Origin of the sequence: Bradyrhizobium sp. CCH5-F6 (assembly GCF_001556045.1) — a bacterium.
In the GTDB taxonomy this organism is placed as follows: Bacteria; Pseudomonadota; Alphaproteobacteria; order Rhizobiales; family Xanthobacteraceae; genus Bradyrhizobium.
Map to the genome: position 1 here is coordinate 52,411 of NZ_LSIC01000200.1, position 16,602 is coordinate 69,012.

Consider the following 16,602-nt stretch of genomic DNA (forward strand, 5'->3'; position numbering starts at 1 on the left):
ATGAGCGCGGAGCAGTTGCTTGCCCATGCGCCCTGGCTGACCGCAGGCGGGACCGCGCGTGTCCTCGAACTGCTGGGCACTGATGGCGAGGAGGCGCGCGTGGTCGGGGGCGCCGTCCGCAATGCGCTGCTTGGTCTCTTGCCCGGCGACATCGACATCGCGACCACGGCGCTGCCGGATGAGGTGATGCGGCGCGCCAAGGCGGCCGGCATCAAGAGCGTGCCGACCGGCATCGACCACGGCACCGTCACGCTGGTGATCGACGGGCATCCCTATGAAGTCACGACGCTGCGCGAGGACACCGAGACCTTCGGCCGCAAGGCCAAGGTCGCGTTCGGCCGCGACTGGGTGAGGGATGCCGAGCGGCGCGACTTCACCATGAACGGCTTGTCGGCCGATGCGCGCGGTGTCGTCTACGACCACGTCGGCGGTATCGCCGATGCGAGAGCCCGGCGCGTGCGCTTCATCGGCGATCCCGACCAGCGCATCGCCGAGGATTATCTGCGTATCCTGCGCTTCTTCCGCATTCACGCCGCCTTCGGTGCCGGCGATCCCGACCGCGATGGCTATCTCGCCTGCATCCGCGGCCGCGCGGGCCTGGCGAGCCTCTCGGCCGAGCGGGTGCGCATGGAGATGCTGAAATTGCTCGTGGCCGGCGGTGCAGCCGGGGCCGTGCTGGCCATGGCCGAGGGCGGATTGCTGCAATCACTGATCGGCGGCGTCGCCTATACCGGTCCGTTTTCGACGATGATCGCGATCGAGCGCGAGCTCGGCCTCACCGCGAGCAGCACGCGGCGCCTCGCCGCGCTGACGGTCGCCGTCACCGAAGACGCCAAGCGCGTCGCCGCGCGCTTGCGGCTCTCCAACGCCGAGGCCAAGGCGCTGGATTCGATGGGCCATCGCTGGTGGCGTCTGGCCACCAAGGACGACGCCAATGCACGGCGGCTGCTCTACCGGCTCGGTGCCGAGCGCTATCACGATCGCGTGTTGCTGGGCTGGGCGCGGCACGGCGGCGACGTCACCTCGTCGCGCTGGCGGGCGCTTGCCGAGCTGCCGCAACGCTGGACCGCGCCGAAATTCCCGTTGAAGGCCGCCGATTTCATTGCGCGCGGTCTGGCGGAAGGACCCGCGCTCGGCCACGTGTTGACGCTCGCCGAGGATGCTTGGCTGGCGGCGGACTTTCCACTGGAGCAAGCCGCGCTCGCTTCCATCGCCGATCAAGCTGCGGCACGCATCAGCCGCGATCGGAACACGTAACCTTCGGTGCCGAGCCTCGCGGTAATGATGACCGCGGTCTTGAGGATCTTCGCCAACGCCAGCCGGATGGTCGGCTGGCCCAGCTAGGCCGACCGCACTACTGCACGCATAACGCGGCGGTCTTCGGCCCGGGGCGCCCACGGGTCCCCCGAGGGATCATCACCGAGGCTCTCTGCAAGGAAGTCGATGAAGAGGCGGAGCCGGCTCGGTACGAAACGCCGGTGCGGGTACAGGACATGCACGCCGAGGCTGCCCCAGTCGCAGTCCTCCAGGATCGGGACCAGCAGGCCCGCCTCGATGTCCTTGCCGCAGACAAATGACGGAAGCCACGAGACGCCAAGCCCCGCAACCGCCGCCTTGCGCAACGTATCGGCGCTGGTCGAGGCGAGCCGGGCGGTCATTCTGACCTTGCCGTGCATCTCACGCCGGCGCCAAGACCAATCGAGACGAGGTGCGGGCTGCGAGAAGGTCAGCGCGGGCAGGGCCGAGAGCATCTCGGGCGTGTCGGGAACGCCATGTCGGGCCAGGAAGTCCGCGCTTGCCACGACGCGAAAGTGGGTCGTCGCGAGCTTGCGTCCGATCAGCGCGGTGTCGAGCGACGGTGCGACCCGGATCGCCATGTCGAAGCCTTCTTGCACGAGATCCACCGGGCGGTTCGTCAGGTCGGCGACGACGGCAATGCCGGGATGCCGCGACATGAAATCGACGAGCAGCGGCGCCAGGTGGTCCTGGCCGAGCTCGACCGGCGCCGTCACGCGGAGCGTCCCACGCGACTCCCGGTTCTCCGCCCCCACGGTGCCCTCCGCCTCGTCGACGGCTTCGAGGATCGCGATCACCTTGTCGAGATAGAGTTGCCCCTCCGGCGTCGGCCGGACCGACCGGGTGGTTCTGTCCAGAAGCCGGGCTCCGGTGCGCGCCTCGAGATGACCGACATGCTTGGCCACCATCGCGGCCGACATCGCGCAGGCACGGGCCGCCGCGTTGAAGCCGCCGAGCTCAACCACCCGCACGAAAACACGCATGCTGCTCAGCGTATCCATGGCCTATTCCACACTCCCAGTCAGCATCGATCCTACCAAGCGGTGAATTCTCGCAAGCGTGACGGCGACATAGACCGCTGCGCGCGCCCGACCGGGCCGTTGCGAACTCAAGAGGTACCACATGAGGACATTGCTGCAATTCGACTTCGCGTTTGATGGGCCGTGGGGCGAAGATCTTGAAATCGCCTGCCGCGATCTTGCGGACGACATCGCGGCCCAGCCCGGGCTCATCTGGAAGCTCTGGGGCGAGAACCGCAGCGCGGGCCGCTCGGGGGGCGTCTATCTGTTCGAGACGCCGGAAGCTGCCGCTGCCTATGTGATCAAGCATCGGCCGCGTCTCGCCGCCTTTGGCGTGGCCGACCCGGCCATCTCGTCCTTCAGCCTCAATCTGCCGCTGTCTCGCACGACGCGCGCGCCGCTCTGAGAGGGTAAGCGATGTACACGACCATTGCCGAAGTCGAGATCGAGGATCTCGCGCGCTTTCTTTCCATCTTCGCAACGGACGGCCGGAGCAAGCGGGAGGCGCATGGGAGCCTCGGCGCCGAAGTGCTGTTCGCATCGGATGGCTCGGACAGGGTCATCGTCCTGATCGACTGGCGGGACGAAGCGGCCTGCGACGCCTTTCGATCCGACGCCTCGGTGCCGGCGACGATGGCCAAAGGCGGCGCCAAGGGCCGCCCGCGGTTCACCCCCGTCATCAGGGCGGGCCGGTTCGCCGCATGACGCTGGACGCGGCAGCCAGTTCGCCTGCCGCGTGCCTCGCCGGCGGTTGCCTTGCCGCGGATTCTCCCCTAGACGAGGCCGCAAATCAGCCGCGATCAGAAAAATTGACCATCGTCTCAGGCTTCGCCGACATCTCGCTTCCACAGCTCCTGCTGGTCGCAACGATGGCGTTGTTTGCTTCGGTCATCGGCGGTCTCGCCGGTTACGGCACCGGCGCCCTGATGCCCTTGGTGCTGGTGCCGCTGGTCGGTGCCGAGCCGGTGGTGCCGATCATCGCGATCTCCGCGATCTTCACCAATCTCAGCCGCGCAATCGCTTACCTGCGCTACGCCGATCGTCGCCGCGCGCTGATCGTGCTCGCCTGTGCGGCGCTCACCACGGCGCTCGGCGCCTACGGCTATACGCGGCTGACCAATGCGGGCGCCGCGCTCGTGATCGGCACCATGCTGATCCTGAGCGTGCCGCTGCGTCGCATGCTCCGCCGCCGAAGGGTACGGATCGGTGACGCCGGCCTTGCCGCCGGCTCTGTCGGCTACGGCGTCCTGGTCGGCGGCACCTCCGGCTCCGGCGTGATCCTGCTGTCGCTGCTGATGGCTGCGGGGCTCGAAGGCGCCGCGGTGATCGCGACCGATGCGATGATCTCGCTCGGCACCGGCCTCATCAAGATCTCGGTGTTCGGCCTCGCCGGCGCGGTGACGGTGCAGGTGCTCGCCTTCGCGCTGCTGATCGGAGCAATTGCGATCCCCGGAGCATTTGTCGCAAAAGCCTTCGTCGAGCGGATGCCGGTGCACATCCACGCCGCGATCCTCGACGTTGCCGTCGTCACCGGCGGGGTGGTGATGATCTCGGCTGCCGCGCGGCAGCTCGTCGGGTAGAGGGCGCCGGTTCGGTACGGTCGCGCGAGGATCGGCTCAGTCTCCCTTCCCCATACAGTCGGGTTCGCAAACCGGAATCTCTCTGGGTCTGGGTTCTTGCCGTGATCATGGCGATTGTTCTCGCGGCCCGGCTTCATCGGTGGTATCCTGTTCCGCCAAGGGAGCTGGCGCCATGCACCAATATGTCGCGCGGGCAAACATAGATCATTACATCGGTCTTCTGTACCGGCATGATCTCAGTCCCCACGATCGGAGCGTCGTCACGACGTTGCTCGTGGCCGAGGGCGAAAAGCTCCGTTTCGACGTTGCGGATCTGGAATTTGCCGAGCTCAGGGCTGCGAGTTGCCGCGAAAGGCTGATGCGCTCCAAAGCGGTCCGCGATGCCTGCGTTTTCGGAACCCCGGAACGGGGGCGCGCGGATAGCGCGTTCATCAACGTCGAGAATGTGCAGACTCAACTTGAAGGTATCTGCCACCGCTTGCGCGCTGGGATGGCGTCGTCTCGCAAATAGCGCCTGCCTTTTGAGGACACGGTGCGTGTCGTCGGGATCCGGAGCGGGTTCTTGAGCCCGCGCAAATAGCGGGAACATGTCCTGCCAAGCGCCAAAATTGGCGCCGCTCGTTCACCGGAAGCGAGGACGCGTCGCAATCGACGATCGGCCAACATTGGCCTCGCTAGTTCGCGAGAGGAGTGGTACACCGCCGGCATCACCGCGCGCTACGTGGCTGTTATCGGTGACTGAGAGCTTTGCGTGCTCCCGCCTTAACCCTGGTGAAGGCGGTCAGATGTCAGGTCCCGACAGATTCGACGTTCGTGAGTGGCTCGTACCACCCTTGTTGGTACCGATCTTCCTCGCACTGCTGATCGCGGTCGTCGCTGTTCTATGAAGTAGGCCGTTCATCCCCATGCGCCAAAGAGGCTCGCGCGGGCGCTGTTGCAGCCGACGCGAGCCGGGACAGGAGCCGACATTGGCAAATACGGCAATCATCAGGGATGCCTACGGCGTTCCCGCAATTTTCGTTGGTTCGAAAACGGGGCGGGACGACGCTCCCTTTGTCTTCGTGAGGGTCGGAGACGAGGAGCGCCGGATGCGTTGGTCCGAATGGGATGCCCTTCCGGCCTGGACCGGCGAGCGTCCCACCTGGGCGAGCAAGACCAGATAGCGATGGAGTCTTCCAGCATGGTGGTTCGAACAGGCACATGGACCGCGGCGCTTTTGCTGGCATCGGCACTGGGCGCATCCACGCCAGCAGCTTTTGCCGCGGAGCCGAACTGCCGTTCGATCGAAAGCGCCAACGCGCGCCTCTCCTGTTACGATGCGGCATTCCCTCCGAGAACAGGGAAGCCTGCCGAAGCCAGCATGGACCTGTCGTCACGCGACAAGGATCCATTTCTCGCGGAAGAAACCCGGACCGCCGCAAAGCTGAAGAATATTTGCCGCGGTTGCTGAGTGACACCGACCGCGGCGTGCTCCTGAACGTCGTGCTCCACAGTTCAGAGGGCCATCCAATGACGAAAGAAAATGCGAAAGGTGGCCGAGTGGTCCGACAACGAACGCGTGCCATTCACCTGGCCGGGCCGGTATTGGATGACAGGGCCGACAGTTCCGCGAGTTCCAGGGACCAATCGACGAGAAAACGGCGCCTGCTTGATGGGCCGAAGGAATTCAGGACAGTCCGCGTCGATCGCTCGAAGACGTCAGGCGATGACGATTGATCCAGCGAGCGACAAATCTTGTCTCGCCTGAGCCCGATGTGATGAACTTCACCACGCCGCGCCGCGACTAATCCTTATCGGGATTTTACTCTCACCCTCCCGGGGCTGGTAACCCGCCGCCTGCGCTTCATTTCAAGCGGGCGGCGTTTTTGCGCGTGGCAGCCGAGCAGCCGTGACCCTTTGCGAATGTCCGACGAAATCGAAGACGTCCGAAGGGCGACCGGATATGTGCGCCGACGGCAACCAGCGTTTTTTCGTCATTTGCATCAGGTTCCGCCCTCGTAGGTCTGTCCGGTAACGGACATGGCTGCTATCATGTGCCGGCACATCGCACCCGTCGATGACTGAGAGCGCGACGGCTCCCGCCTGATCACAAGGTGAGGTAATGGCAGATGACCGAAGCAGACAGGTCGGATGCGCCTCGGGCAAATGGCCCACATTGTCCCTCTTGCTTCCTGCCACTCGGGGAGCGGGCAGTCTTTGCGCTATTCGATGCGAATACAGACCGAAACGTTCGCCTATTCCAATGTAAGAACTGTCGCAAGCACGTTTGGGACGACGAGGCAGCTTGAGATTGCTCGAGTTCGTATTGCAGACGCGCCAGTCGGCAGTGCCGTTTTATGAGGAATTTGTGGATGCGACATTGGCTGGAGACGGGGCGTGAAGCTGCTGGCGAACGAGCTACGATCGAGGCCCGGCTTGTAGCTATAAACAAAGTCCTCGAGGCGTTGCAGCAGGTGAAGATCGCCGCAACGGAATGGCAGATTGAAGTGAGTCCGCCGCACGGCGGAGTCACTGCCCGAGTTTGCCTTCCGCGCGTTCGACGAGCTTCAGATCGTTGGCGGCGTCGCAGAGTGTGAAGACGGTCAGGCTGGATTGGCCTGATCACATTACGAACGCATGTCTTGCGAGACGCAGGTCAAAGGCCGGTTTCTTCATCATTGAGGCCGCGATCGGCCCCAACGCTCAGGGGCTGGGGACAAGCGCTGGGGCCGTCGCGCGGCTGAGCGGCTACCAGCCGCGCATGCAGTCGAAACGAAGTTTGGGGTTTTGTCTGTTCGGTCCCGAACATGCTGATCGCATCTCTTGAGTTATCCGATTTCAGACGCCTGCCTTTCGGCACTGGCCTTGGTTGGTGAAACCAAACACGATTGGTGTCACCACGGGCCTTATGCCCTGCACCGGTCATAGATGCCCAGGATCGCAAGGGACCCACCATGACCGAGCGACTTCGATTGCGCGGAAGCCATCAGACCTTGATCTGATATTTCGATACGTTGCGCACTATATTAGCTTCTTGCCGCGAGGAGCGTGCTCTCGGAACGTAGATGTAACCCCCTCGCGGAAGTCGGCCCGACCGATCGGGCGGAATGCTGCGATGTTGCAATCCGGGTTCGCTCACCCCAACGAGCTTCTGTCCTCCTTGCCAGCCGACCAGCTCGACCGGCTTCTGCCCTATATGATGCCGGAGGTCATACCCCAGGGTACGGTGCTGATGGAGGCGGGTGACGAAGTCGACTTCGTCTACTTCCCCCACAGTGGCATGGTCTCCTTGCTCGACGTTCTGGCGGATGGCCGGGCCATTGAAACCGAAACCGTGGGACGGGAGGGGGCATTGGGCGCCATGGCGGGGCTAGGGTCGCCCATTTCGCTGGCGCGAGTCATCGTGCAGGTGCGCATTGAGACCAGCAAGATACCCGTCAAGCGCTTTCAACAAATCGCGGGTGACAGCGAAGCTATTCGGGCACTCTGTATTCATCACAACGATGTGCTTCTGTCCAAGGCCAGGGTAACCGCTGCCTGCAATGCAGTGCACGAAATCGAAGCGCGCTTTTGCCGTTGGATCCTGCAAACCGTCGATCACGACGGCGGCGATGTTGCGGAACTGACGCAAGAGTTCCTCGCCGAGATGCTCGGCGTGCGTCGATCATCAGTCACGGAAGTTGCCGGGAAGGTGCAGCGAACGGGAGCAATCGTCTATTCCCGAGGAACGATAAGGATAAAGGACCGATCGAAACTGGAGGCGATGTCCTGCGATTGTTATACGCGGCAGAAGGAGCACGGCTTGATATTGGCCCGGTCCTACATCGCGCGCCAAAAGGCGCACGGGGCGGCCAGTGCACGGCTCTAGGTTACCTGCAGTTCGACGGCAACGCACCCGGTTCAACCTCTTGTCTCGTCGGCATCCGAGACGATTGGTATTCGGTCTTCGAGCTCCTCGTCGAGTTGGCGAGCTCGCTGCTCTATGGCATCGGCGATTGCGAGAAGAGCCTTCTTCTTGCGAGAATCGGCGGTCGCGGCAGCCAATTGACGAGTGCGGAGGATCTTGCCCTGAATCGCTGCAAGCGCGGTAATATTATCGCTCATGGCATTGCTGCCTTTCCTCAAGCTTTGAAAAGCGTTGGACAATATGGCCGTTTGATTGGAAGCGAATTGGTCCTTGGCGCTCGTAATCGCGAGCGTCGCTCGATCTTAAAAAAAGCCGTTCTCCGATTTCACTTGTGGGCATGGATGCAATGATCCGCTCAAGGCCCTTTCCGCCTTGTTCAGTCAGCAGCTCAACTGAGGCTACGTTCAGAAGCCGGTTCGACCTGTAGGGATCGCCGGCCGTTTCATCGCGAAATCTCCGACGATACCGTAATCACTTGATCGCATTTATTGCATTCAAACGAGCGAAGGTTGAGTCCTCTCGGGCCGGTCGTAATTCCAACAAGGCTGGCCAGGTCATGGCACTTCGGGCAGCGCGGAGGATCGATACGAGCGTGATGCAGACCGGGGTTTTCTGGCATGTGCTTGGTCCTGCGGTCAGGCGGGAGCACAACACTCTCTGTCACCGTTAGGGGCCTGATGAAGGACGGTGATGCCAGCCTTATAGCACAAATGTCCGGTATCCGACACAGGAACCGCGCGGTGAGAGAGCTGGTCCCGTTTTGTCTGAACAGATTTTCCGCGTCGATGAGTGGAGCCTCTGCCAAGGTCAGGCCGCCAGGCGGAGTGGCAGCGGGTTGAAGTAGGCTTGATCCGGCGTGCTGCAATGCCGTTATCGGCGAGCACGCCGGTAAAGGTCTGTCCGGTGAACTGCGAGCCCTGATCCGTGTCGAAGACGTCCGGCTTGCCGTGGCGAGCCAGGGCATCCTGAAGCGTCTCGACGCAGAACGCCGCCTCCATTGTGATCGATACGCGCCACGACAGCACGCGGCGGCTGAACCAGTCGAGCACGACCGCCAGATAGACGAAGCCGCGCGCCATCGGGATGGAGGTGATGTCCATCGCCCACATCTGGTCCGGCCGTGTGATCTCCATCCCGCGCAGCAGGTACAGGGTAGATCTTGTGGCCCGGCTCTTACTTCAGTCCTGCAGAATGACGATCAGCACGAGCGCCTTGTCGGAAAGGCGCCGCACCTGATGCTGGAGGTGCCCGGGGAATTGCAAATAGTCCCCTTGCGACATCGCGACGCTGCGGTCTGCGAAACTGATTTCCACCTTGCCTTCGAGGACATAGAAGACCTCTTCGCCAGCATGGTTGATGAAACCCTCGTCGTTGAAGACCTCGGGCGGCACCATCACAAAGCTCTCGACGCGATTGTGGTCCCCGGGTTTACTCAATGTCGCGAACGGATACGAACCGTGCTCTGGACTGGCCTTGATCATACGGCGCGATTTTGCACGCACCAGATGGATGGCATTATCGTCGATTGTCTCGCCGAAGAACGTCGCGACAGGCACTTTAAGTGCCTGCGCCAGCTTAACTACTGTAGCAACCGAAGGTGACTTCTCGCCGCGTTCAAGGCGAGACAAATGACTCTTGTTGAGACCCGTTTTCTCGGCAAGCACGTCAAGAGTCAAATTGCGATCTCGCCTCAAACGCTTCATCTGCGGTCCGATCGGCGGCACCTCGCCCGCTTCAGGGCCGGGGCGTTGGAGCGCAGTGGATCGTTTCGACTTCGAGGTCATATCGCCGAACAGCGTCAGTTAGAGGTCGAGAATGAGCATCGATCCCTTACTGCCGGACACGCATGGTATCAAGCACTGTTTCCGCTCCTCGTCATTGAGAACGTGATCGCGATGATCTGGGTCTCCTGAGATATAATTGGTCTTGCACATCCCGCATATTCCAGCCTCACAAGATGTCTTCACGGCAATCCCGTTACGTTGGAGAGCCTTTGCCATGGTTTCTCCCGAGAGCACCTCGATCACCTTGCCGGCTCGGCCAAGAGAAACTGCATAAGCAGGCCCGGAGGGTGCAGCGGCGCCAAATCTTTCATAATGGACGCAATCCGTCGGCCAGTCGGCAGATGCGGAAACAAAAGCTTCGAGCAGGCCTTCCGGCCCGCAACAATAGGCGTGCAGTCCTTCTTCATGGCGGCCGAGAGCCGCGCCTACGTCGAGCCTGCACCCCGACGGCTCATCACTATGGTGGAAGCTTGCAAAACCAGCCGCATGGAGTTCGTCCAACGTGTCGATAAAAGGCGTGTGCTTGCGGGACCGCGTGCAGACATGGAGGTGGAACGAGGCGCGGTTGGCCACAAGCTCCGGCAGCATTGACATGAACGGCGTTAGGCCAATGCCTCCCGCGATCATGATATGATGACGCGCCTCCCCGGCCAGCGCGAACAGATTTCTCGGGAGCGAAACTGGGACTATGCTCCCCACGGTGACCTGCTCGTGAAGGTGTCGTGAACCACCCCGCCCTTCATCCTCGCGCTGAACCGCGACGATGTATCGTTTGTTTTCGCCCGGGGCTCCGCAAAGAGAATATTGCCGGATCATGTGATCCGACAGGACTATGTCGATGTGCGCGCCCGCAGTGAATGCCGGTAGCTCCCAGTCATCCGGGTCGGCAAGCTCAAAAAGTCGTATTCCAGGGGTCAGATCCTTGCAGGATTTGACCACCGTCGTGACATATCTGTTGAGGAAGAACTGCTCGTAGTTCATGTCATTCTCAAAGAAGTTCGATCGTATCACCGACCCTGATGGTGCCACCGTTCAAGAGACGGGCATGCAGACCACCGCGGTTGATCAGGAGCCGTGTGACCGGTTGTCCGATCACATCCTCCATGTGTTTGCAGGGAGGCGCCGGGCTGCCCTCCATGATGACATCCCCGACACGAAACCTTCGACCGATGAGATGGCCGAGCGGCACGCCCACGGTGGTGATGTTGCGCCTATGGGAGCTCGGTCCGATCGAAATGCCGTGATCCCTGAGAAGCGCATCGATGGTCTCCTGCTCGAACAGGGAAACATCTCGTTTAGAGCGAATGCCCAGCTCTCGGATGATCTCGGTCAAATGACCAAGATCGTTCGCATATCGATCACCCTCCACACCGACGCCTTCGATGAGGTTCAAGTGATCGACGGAGCGCATCGGCAACATGGCCCGAGGCGCGTAATGAAGATGGCCGACGAGGCCGCGCCAGCCGACTATTTCGGTGGAGCGGTCCTCGGACTTGGTGCTCGGCATCCCGTCCATCATGGCCTTCGGCGAAGCGCCTGAGCGAACAGCTTGTCTTTCGGCAGGCTGACGATGATCACGGCGGCGATGATTCCGAATGATGCCAGACCGACCAGCGCGCCACCGAATGACCCAGTAAGATCCTTGAGCCAGCCGATCGCAAACGGACCCACGAAGCCACTGAGATTGGCGAAGGCGGAGATCGACGCGAATGCTCCGGCGGCGGCGGTACCCGTGAGAAAGGTCGTGCTCATCGTCCACAACATCGACATTGCCACCAGCGTGCCGGTGATCGCAAAGGCCATGCAGATCATCGCATAGAGTGGATTTGTAAAGGTCGTGCTCGCAGCGAGGGAGATCGAGACCAGAACACACGCCGCCGCAGCGTTAAACACACGCTCGCCGGATCGATCGGAGAGCCTGACCCAGGTCAGCATTGCTACGGTAGCAAACAGGAACGGCGCGGCGGTGACGAAGCCGATCGCAAAGTTGCTAAAACCGAACGTCCGGATGATCTGCGGAAGCCAGAACGTGATTCCATACAGGCCGATCGTAATGCAGAAATAGATCACGGTGAGCGTAAGGACCCGCCAGTTCAACAGCGCTTCCCAGAGCGAGAAATGCCGCACGGCCTTCCGTTCAGCCTCTTCACGCTGGAGCATGGGAACGATTACATTCTTTTCCTGCGGCAAGAGAAAATTACAGGATTCCGGCTTGTCGGGCATGATCTTCCAGGTCACGAAGGCCAACAACACCGTGGGGAGCCCTTCGAGAATGAACAGCCACTGCCACCCCTTCCATCCCCAGATCCCATCCATTGACAGCAGTGCCGAGGAGATCGGAGAGCCGATCACGCTGGCGATCGGGATGGCAACGAGATATGCGCCGATCACACGCGCCCGATATGCGCTTGGGAACCAATATGTCATGTAGAGGATCATTCCGGGGAAGAAGCCGCCTTCCGCGACGCCTAGTAGGAAGCGGAGCCAGTAGAAACTGGTCTCACCGGCCGTGAATGCCATGGCCATCGCAGCGAGCCCCCAGCTGAGCTGGATGCGCGCAATCCAGCGGCGCGCGCCGTAGCGCTCAAGCATGAGGTTGCTCGGAATCTCGCACAGGAAAAAGCCGAGGAAGAAGATGCCAGCACCGAATCCGTAGACCGTTGCAGAGAACCCCAAATCCTTGCTCATCGTCAGTGCTGCAAAGCTGACATTCACACGATCGATGAAATTCAGCATGTAGAGAACGACGATGTATGGGAGCACCCGCCAGAAGATCTTGCGGATCACATCCTTTTCCGTTGGCGCCTGGCTCAGGGCCACGCCGTCCGTTTCGGCAACAGCAACAGTAGTCATTGTGGTTCACCGGTTCATGAAGATGTCTAGGGGAAGAAAAGCGCTTACCGTGACGTTCGGAACATCGACGATCTGACTGATGCGCAGGTTCGCCGCGACGCTGATGATCGAATAGGCCTGCTCTGTGCTGTAGCCGTGCTTGTCGCAGAGATACTCCAGCATGTTGAGAAGGGCATTCCGGGTCGCGAGACTGATGTCCTCGGACAGGTTCTTGCCGTCGCGCGTGATGCAGGTCCCGGTTGTCGCGTAATACGGGCCCTTCATCTCGGTGGTGGCGAGCGTGCCGTATTCGGACCCGAACGACACATCGCGAAGTCCACGGCGTCTTGCTTCACCCTTGAGAATCTCAAACTTCGCGGTAAACACCGCCGAAGTCTCGATCGCGGTACCGCAGGACTCTCCATCGCCTTGCGCAAAATGGGCATCGCCGACCGAGAACAAGGCACCCTTCTCGTAGACGGGAATGTAGAGAGTCGTGCCAGCGACCAGCTGCTTGATGTCCAGATTGCCACCGGTCTCGTGCGGAGCGATGGTGCGGATCGCATTTGCGAATCTCTCACCGCTCGGAACTGCTCCGTCCGAATTGGGCGGCATCGCGAACCCGCCCCGGTCGATCAGCTCCTGCTCCCGCTTGATGATGTCCGCAAGCAGCTTCTGTGAGGGCGCGACCCCCATGACGCCCATGAAAGGCGCACCTGGAATCCGGATGTTCGGCAGTTGCGGCGAATACGCAAAGCCCTTCTCCATCTCCCAATGGACGATATGGGGCTCGGTAAACAGATCGCGGAGGTACCCGAAGCCCGGCATGATGACAGTAAAGCCCTCATCGTGGGGCTGCACATCCTTGACATGCACCGCGAGGAGATCACCCTCCTCCGCACCTTCGACATAGACCGGCCCCGTGAGAGGATGCGCGCGCTCCAGCTTGGCGCTTTCAAGATCCTTTGACGTCGTGGTTGCACAGATCTGACAGTCGAAAGAGTCGCGTGTCTCGATCTCGACGGTGTCTCCACTGCAAACGCGACACATCGGCTCAATGCAAGGATGCCAGCGATTATGCCCCTCGCGCGGTCTATCCGCGAGAGGGACGGTTCTATCCACCGCTAAGGAATGAAATGCCATGATACCCCATATGGACAACTAGTTGCCTCAGGGGCTACAATAATCAGACTTGCCCCGGTAGCAACATTTGCAGGCCGAGCGGCTGCTGAAATTTGCGACAAAGCTAGAGGATAAATTGAGCAACATGCCTTCTGCTCCAACATGGATCGGCGTCGTCCGTCACCTGCACCTGACACCGAGAGCGTCGCTCCCAATGCGTGCGCAAGACTCTCTCACTCTGATCGCAGGCAAGGGCATCGTGGGCGACAGATATACGAATGAGACGGGCTATTACTCGGAGCGCCCGGAAGAAGGCCGTCAAATTACGCTGTTCGAGGAAGAGACGCTCGAGGCGCTCCGCCGTGACCACGGAATTGATCTTTTTCCGGCCGAGCACCGCCGCAACGTTACGACCTTTGGCGTTCCCCTCACGCATCTCGTCGGCCGGCGCTTCTGGTTGGGCGAAGCTCTTCTCGAAGCAACTCGTTTGAGCGTGCCTTGTAAGCACCTGGAGGAAGTCACCGGGAAGCCAGTCTTCAATCCTTTGATTAATCGCTCGGGACTGAACGCGAAAATTCTGGTTGGTGGCACAGTGCGGGTAGGCGACCGTCTTTCACCCGAAAAGTGTGAGAGGGCCAAGCGATAGATTGTAGTCATCTGCGCTCAGACGGTGGGGGCTACATTGCTGACGAATGGGCGCTCGAACGCTGAAGCAAGCGTTAGCGATAGAGGCTGCTTGAGTAGCCTCGATTGTCTGCGCTTATTCTCCGCAATCTCGACCTCTGCGGTATCACCGAGAACACGGGCCGCTTCTTACGTAGCCTCCCAACCGCGACGTTCGCCGGCAAGAGGTGGTCCAGGTTGTCTGAACAGATTCTCCGCGTCGATAAGTGGAGCCTCTGCCAAGGTTAGGCTGCCAAGCGGAGTGGCAGCGGGTTGAAGATCGGTGTTGAAGACGTCTGGCTTGCCGTGGCGAGCCAGGTCATCCTGAAGCGTCTCGACACAGAACGCCGCCTCCATTGTGATCGATGCGCGCCACGACAGCACGCGGCGGCTGAACCAGTCGAGCACGACCGCCGGATAGACGAAGCCGCGCGCCATCGGGATATGGGTGATGTCCATCGCCCACACTTGGTTCGGCCGTGTGATCTCCTTCCCGCGCAGCAGGTACGGGTAGATCTTGTGGCCCGGCTCGGGCTTTGTCGTGCGGACGGCGATTGAGTGCTTCTATCCTCATCCGTCGCATCAGCGTCTTCACATGCCGACGGCCGATCTTGCACCCATCGGCAGCCAGCAGATGCGCGCCGCATCGAGGTGCGCCATTGCGATTGGAGGCCGCAGCGCTATCAGCGTCATCACCACGACATCTCCGCAAAATACCTCCATGTGTCCTGTACCGTGCTTATAGTGCGAATTGCTGCGGGTGACTCCTGTCATTTTCTGCTTCGTTCCGAGGCCTTTCGACTACGCTGACGTATGACGGTTATCGGACCGACAAGCGCGTCGAAACTTTCGATAATGCTTCTTCCCGCCGGAACGTGCCCTCGGAGCGTGACCATCCCCCCTGCGGAAGGCGGCCTGTCCGAACAGGCAGGATGCACCGTGCCGAAGAACAATGCAGGCCGCCCGTTGGATGCGGCCAACTCGATACTGTCCTCGTTACCGCATGATCAATTCGAGATGCTCCTGCCCTACATGACGCGGGAGACATTCGCGCAAGGCGTCGTTCTGGTCGAGGCTGGCGATGAGATCGATTTCGTCTACTTTCCTCACAAAGGGGTGGTGTCGCTGCTGTCGGTCTTGAAGGACGGCCGCGCCGTCGAGATCGCAACAGCCGGACAAGAAGGGGTCGTCGGCGCGATGGCGGGTCTCGGCTTTCTTACCTCGTTTGTTCGCGTCGTCGTACAACTCCCGCTCGAGGCGACCAGGGTGCCGGCGAGTCGCTTTCGAAAGGCGGCTGCCCGCTCCGATGTCATGCGGAGTCTTTGTCTGCGCTACAACGAATCTCTCTTTTCTCAGACCAGGATCGCCGCGGCCTGCAACGCCGTCCACCTGATTGAAGCTCGATTTTGCCGCTGGCTGCTGCAGACGTCGAATCGTGCAGGCACCAAGACGGTCACTTTGACGCAAGAACTGGTGGCTGAGTTGATGGGAGTGCGGCGCACCTCGATCACCGAGGTCGCGAGCAAGTTGCAGGCAGCCGGTGTCGTTCACTATTCTCGCGGGGTGATCAACATTCTCGACGCAGCCGCATTGGAAAGATTGTCTTGCGAGTGCTATTCATTGCAACTGGATCAGTCTGAAGCACTGCGGTGATCGCATTCCGCCGAAGATGTCGAGGATCCAAATTTCCAAATCCACGCGGCCTGACGGCATCATGCGGGAGATGGTGTTCAACCGGACAAGATGACGATCCGAGCGCCCATGTGCCGCGGCGATCGGCCGTCTCCGGCGCCTTTGCGGACAGCCCGAGTCCGATGACCGCGGCTGACTGACCCTCTGCGACCTCCAACGACGTCCTCTACTGCGCTGCTACCGGCAGAGAAGCGGACATTGGGAGCGCTGGAGCGGAACGCTCCGTTCTGACGAGGATGCGGCGTCAGGCGTGCCTAGTCGTCCTCGTCGTCGTCATCGTCCTCATCTTCCTCTTCTTCCACCTGCACGAGCACGGCCAGCGGCAGCGTCTCGCGGAACAGGTCGCCTTCCATGCCCATCCAGAGGCACAGTGCCTCGTTCTCCTTCACCTCCGCGACGGTCAGCGCCTGGCCGCCGGACTTCAGCATCACGATATCGCCGGCTTTCAGATCCATGGGGTGTCCTTTCGGTTGATCAACGGCCACACGCTAACAGGCCGTCATGACAGGCCGATCACGTGCGCTTCCGAACCGGCAAACTCCGCCCGCGCGTCAGATTTGCGCTCGTTCGCGATCGGCGGGTCGGGCAGGCTCGTGTAGAAATCGTCGATGGCATCGTTGAAGGCGGAACTTGATGCACGAAGCCGGTGAGGCGGATGTCGGCACGTCCCGCAATGATGACATCATGCTCCTGTTTTGCCCGACGAGTCAAAGTCGTTTCGCATATTC

17 protein-coding genes and 2 pseudogenes are annotated in these 16,602 nt (G+C 61.1%); 8 read left to right on the plus strand and 11 right to left on the minus strand.

Annotated features, from left to right (window positions below):
• Positions 1-1,257, plus strand: a complete 1,257-nt coding sequence (locus tag AX729_RS35250; RefSeq protein WP_061029089.1) for a CCA tRNA nucleotidyltransferase — start codon at positions 1-3, stop codon at positions 1,255-1,257.
• Positions 1,258-1,340: 83 nt separating this feature from the next.
• Here the strand turns inward: AX729_RS35250 and AX729_RS35255 are convergent, their stop codons facing one another.
• Complete coding sequence (locus tag AX729_RS35255; RefSeq protein WP_061029091.1) at positions 1,341-2,297, minus strand: LysR family transcriptional regulator; 957 nt, start codon at positions 2,295-2,297, stop codon at positions 1,341-1,343.
• A 121-nt stretch (positions 2,298-2,418) separates the two neighbouring features.
• Between AX729_RS35255 and AX729_RS35260 the strand changes: the two genes are divergently transcribed.
• From AX729_RS35260 to AX729_RS35280, 5 genes are all read left to right on the plus strand, one after another.
• Entirely contained in the window at positions 2,419-2,721 is a 303-nt protein-coding gene (locus AX729_RS35260; RefSeq protein WP_061029093.1) for a monooxygenase, read from the plus strand.
• Between the two features lie 11 nt (positions 2,722-2,732).
• A complete protein-coding gene (locus tag AX729_RS35265) occupies positions 2,733-3,020 on the plus strand; it encodes an antibiotic biosynthesis monooxygenase (RefSeq protein WP_061029095.1) in 288 nt (95 codons plus the stop codon).
• Positions 3,021-3,124: 104 nt separating this feature from the next.
• Complete coding sequence (locus tag AX729_RS35270) at positions 3,125-3,895, plus strand: sulfite exporter TauE/SafE family protein (RefSeq protein ID WP_061029097.1); 771 nt, start codon at positions 3,125-3,127, stop codon at positions 3,893-3,895.
• A gap of 172 nt (positions 3,896-4,067) precedes the next feature.
• A complete protein-coding gene (locus AX729_RS39220; RefSeq protein WP_082770620.1) occupies positions 4,068-4,406 on the plus strand; it encodes a hypothetical protein in 339 nt (112 codons plus the stop codon).
• 2,583 nt (positions 4,407-6,989) lie between these two features.
• Positions 6,990-7,742, plus strand: coding sequence for a Crp/Fnr family transcriptional regulator (locus tag AX729_RS35280; RefSeq protein ID WP_061029101.1), 753 nt, complete (start codon positions 6,990-6,992; stop codon positions 7,740-7,742).
• A gap of 32 nt (positions 7,743-7,774) precedes the next feature.
• Here the strand turns inward: AX729_RS35280 and AX729_RS35285 are convergent, their stop codons facing one another.
• The 7 genes and pseudogenes from AX729_RS35285 to AX729_RS35315 all read right to left on the minus strand — a co-directional run bounded on the left by AX729_RS35285 (position 7,775) and on the right by AX729_RS35315 (position 13,540).
• Entirely contained in the window at positions 7,775-7,978 is a 204-nt protein-coding gene (locus AX729_RS35285; protein WP_061029103.1) for a hypothetical protein, read from the minus strand.
• A gap of 663 nt (positions 7,979-8,641) precedes the next feature.
• Positions 8,642-8,951: pseudogene (locus AX729_RS41910) on the minus strand (transposase); the annotation flags it as partial.
• Positions 8,952-8,959: 8 nt separating this feature from the next.
• The gene (locus AX729_RS41915) at positions 8,960-9,565 is read right to left on the minus strand and encodes an XRE family transcriptional regulator (RefSeq protein WP_082770624.1); all 606 of its coding nucleotides are present in this window, start codon (positions 9,563-9,565) and stop codon (positions 8,960-8,962) included.
• Between the two features lie 18 nt (positions 9,566-9,583).
• Positions 9,584-10,546, minus strand: coding sequence for a PDR/VanB family oxidoreductase (locus tag AX729_RS35300; RefSeq protein WP_061029107.1), 963 nt, complete (start codon positions 10,544-10,546; stop codon positions 9,584-9,586).
• 7 nt (positions 10,547-10,553) lie between these two features.
• The gene (locus AX729_RS35305) at positions 10,554-11,072 is read right to left on the minus strand and encodes an MOSC domain-containing protein (RefSeq protein ID WP_245325507.1); all 519 of its coding nucleotides are present in this window, start codon (positions 11,070-11,072) and stop codon (positions 10,554-10,556) included.
• Between the two features lie 8 nt (positions 11,073-11,080).
• Positions 11,081-12,418 (minus strand): MFS transporter, encoded by a 1,338-nt coding sequence (locus AX729_RS35310; protein WP_063817330.1) that lies wholly within the window; start codon positions 12,416-12,418, stop codon positions 11,081-11,083.
• A gap of 6 nt (positions 12,419-12,424) precedes the next feature.
• Positions 12,425-13,540, minus strand: coding sequence for an acetamidase/formamidase family protein (locus AX729_RS35315; RefSeq protein ID WP_061029113.1), 1,116 nt, complete (start codon positions 13,538-13,540; stop codon positions 12,425-12,427).
• A gap of 124 nt (positions 13,541-13,664) precedes the next feature.
• Between AX729_RS35315 and AX729_RS35320 the strand changes: the two genes are divergently transcribed.
• Positions 13,665-14,165, plus strand: coding sequence for an MOSC domain-containing protein (locus AX729_RS35320; RefSeq protein ID WP_061029232.1), 501 nt, complete (start codon positions 13,665-13,667; stop codon positions 14,163-14,165).
• Between the two features lie 296 nt (positions 14,166-14,461).
• On the opposite strand, the pseudogene AX729_RS35325 reads toward AX729_RS35320, so the two are convergent.
• Both AX729_RS35325 and AX729_RS40850 read right to left on the minus strand, forming a co-directional pair.
• Positions 14,462-14,816 (minus strand): annotated as a pseudogene (locus AX729_RS35325) (DDE-type integrase/transposase/recombinase); the annotation flags it as partial.
• On the minus strand, positions 14,774-14,956 hold the full coding sequence (locus AX729_RS40850) for a hypothetical protein (RefSeq protein WP_197433752.1): 183 nt from the start codon (positions 14,954-14,956) through the stop codon (positions 14,774-14,776). The gene AX729_RS40850 and the pseudogene AX729_RS35325, both read right to left, overlap by 43 nt.
• A 114-nt stretch (positions 14,957-15,070) precedes the next feature.
• On the opposite strand from AX729_RS40850, the gene AX729_RS35330 reads away from it, so the two are divergent.
• Complete coding sequence (locus AX729_RS35330; protein ID WP_197433750.1) at positions 15,071-15,835, plus strand: Crp/Fnr family transcriptional regulator; 765 nt, start codon at positions 15,071-15,073, stop codon at positions 15,833-15,835.
• 293 nt (positions 15,836-16,128) lie between these two features.
• Here AX729_RS35330 and AX729_RS35335 read toward each other — a convergent pair whose 3' ends face one another.
• Positions 16,129-16,329 carry a DUF2158 domain-containing protein gene (locus AX729_RS35335; protein WP_061029117.1) on the minus strand — a complete coding sequence of 67 codons (201 nt, stop codon included), beginning with the start codon at positions 16,327-16,329 and terminating at the stop codon, positions 16,129-16,131.
• Positions 16,330-16,602: the final 273 nt, after the last annotated feature.

Coding starts and splice junctions, on each gene's coding strand:
- AX729_RS35250 (WP_061029089.1), top strand. CDS start 1: ATGAGCGCGGAGCAGTTGCTTGCCCATGCGCCCTGGCTGACCGCAGGC.
- AX729_RS35255 (WP_061029091.1), bottom strand. CDS start 2,297: ATGGATACGCTGAGCAGCATGCGTGTTTTCGTGCGGGTGGTTGAGCTC.
- AX729_RS35260 (WP_061029093.1), top strand. CDS start 2,419: ATGAGGACATTGCTGCAATTCGACTTCGCGTTTGATGGGCCGTGGGGC.
- AX729_RS35265 (WP_061029095.1), top strand. CDS start 2,733: ATGTACACGACCATTGCCGAAGTCGAGATCGAGGATCTCGCGCGCTTT.
- AX729_RS39220 (WP_082770620.1), top strand. CDS start 4,068: ATGCACCAATATGTCGCGCGGGCAAACATAGATCATTACATCGGTCTT.
- AX729_RS35280 (WP_061029101.1), top strand. CDS start 6,990: ATGTTGCAATCCGGGTTCGCTCACCCCAACGAGCTTCTGTCCTCCTTG.
- AX729_RS35285 (WP_061029103.1), bottom strand. CDS start 7,978: ATGAGCGATAATATTACCGCGCTTGCAGCGATTCAGGGCAAGATCCTC.
- AX729_RS41915 (WP_082770624.1), bottom strand. CDS start 9,565: ATGACCTCGAAGTCGAAACGATCCACTGCGCTCCAACGCCCCGGCCCT.
- AX729_RS35300 (WP_061029107.1), bottom strand. CDS start 10,546: ATGAACTACGAGCAGTTCTTCCTCAACAGATATGTCACGACGGTGGTC.
- AX729_RS35305 (WP_245325507.1), bottom strand. CDS start 11,072: ATGCCGAGCACCAAGTCCGAGGACCGCTCCACCGAAATAGTCGGCTGG.
- AX729_RS35310 (WP_063817330.1), bottom strand. CDS start 12,418: ATGACTACTGTTGCTGTTGCCGAAACGGACGGCGTGGCCCTGAGCCAG.
- AX729_RS35315 (WP_061029113.1), bottom strand. CDS start 13,540: ATGGCATTTCATTCCTTAGCGGTGGATAGAACCGTCCCTCTCGCGGAT.
- AX729_RS35320 (WP_061029232.1), top strand. CDS start 13,665: ATGCCTTCTGCTCCAACATGGATCGGCGTCGTCCGTCACCTGCACCTG.
- AX729_RS40850 (WP_197433752.1), bottom strand. CDS start 14,956: ATGACAGGAGTCACCCGCAGCAATTCGCACTATAAGCACGGTACAGGA.
- AX729_RS35335 (WP_061029117.1), bottom strand. CDS start 16,329: ATGGATCTGAAAGCCGGCGATATCGTGATGCTGAAGTCCGGCGGCCAG.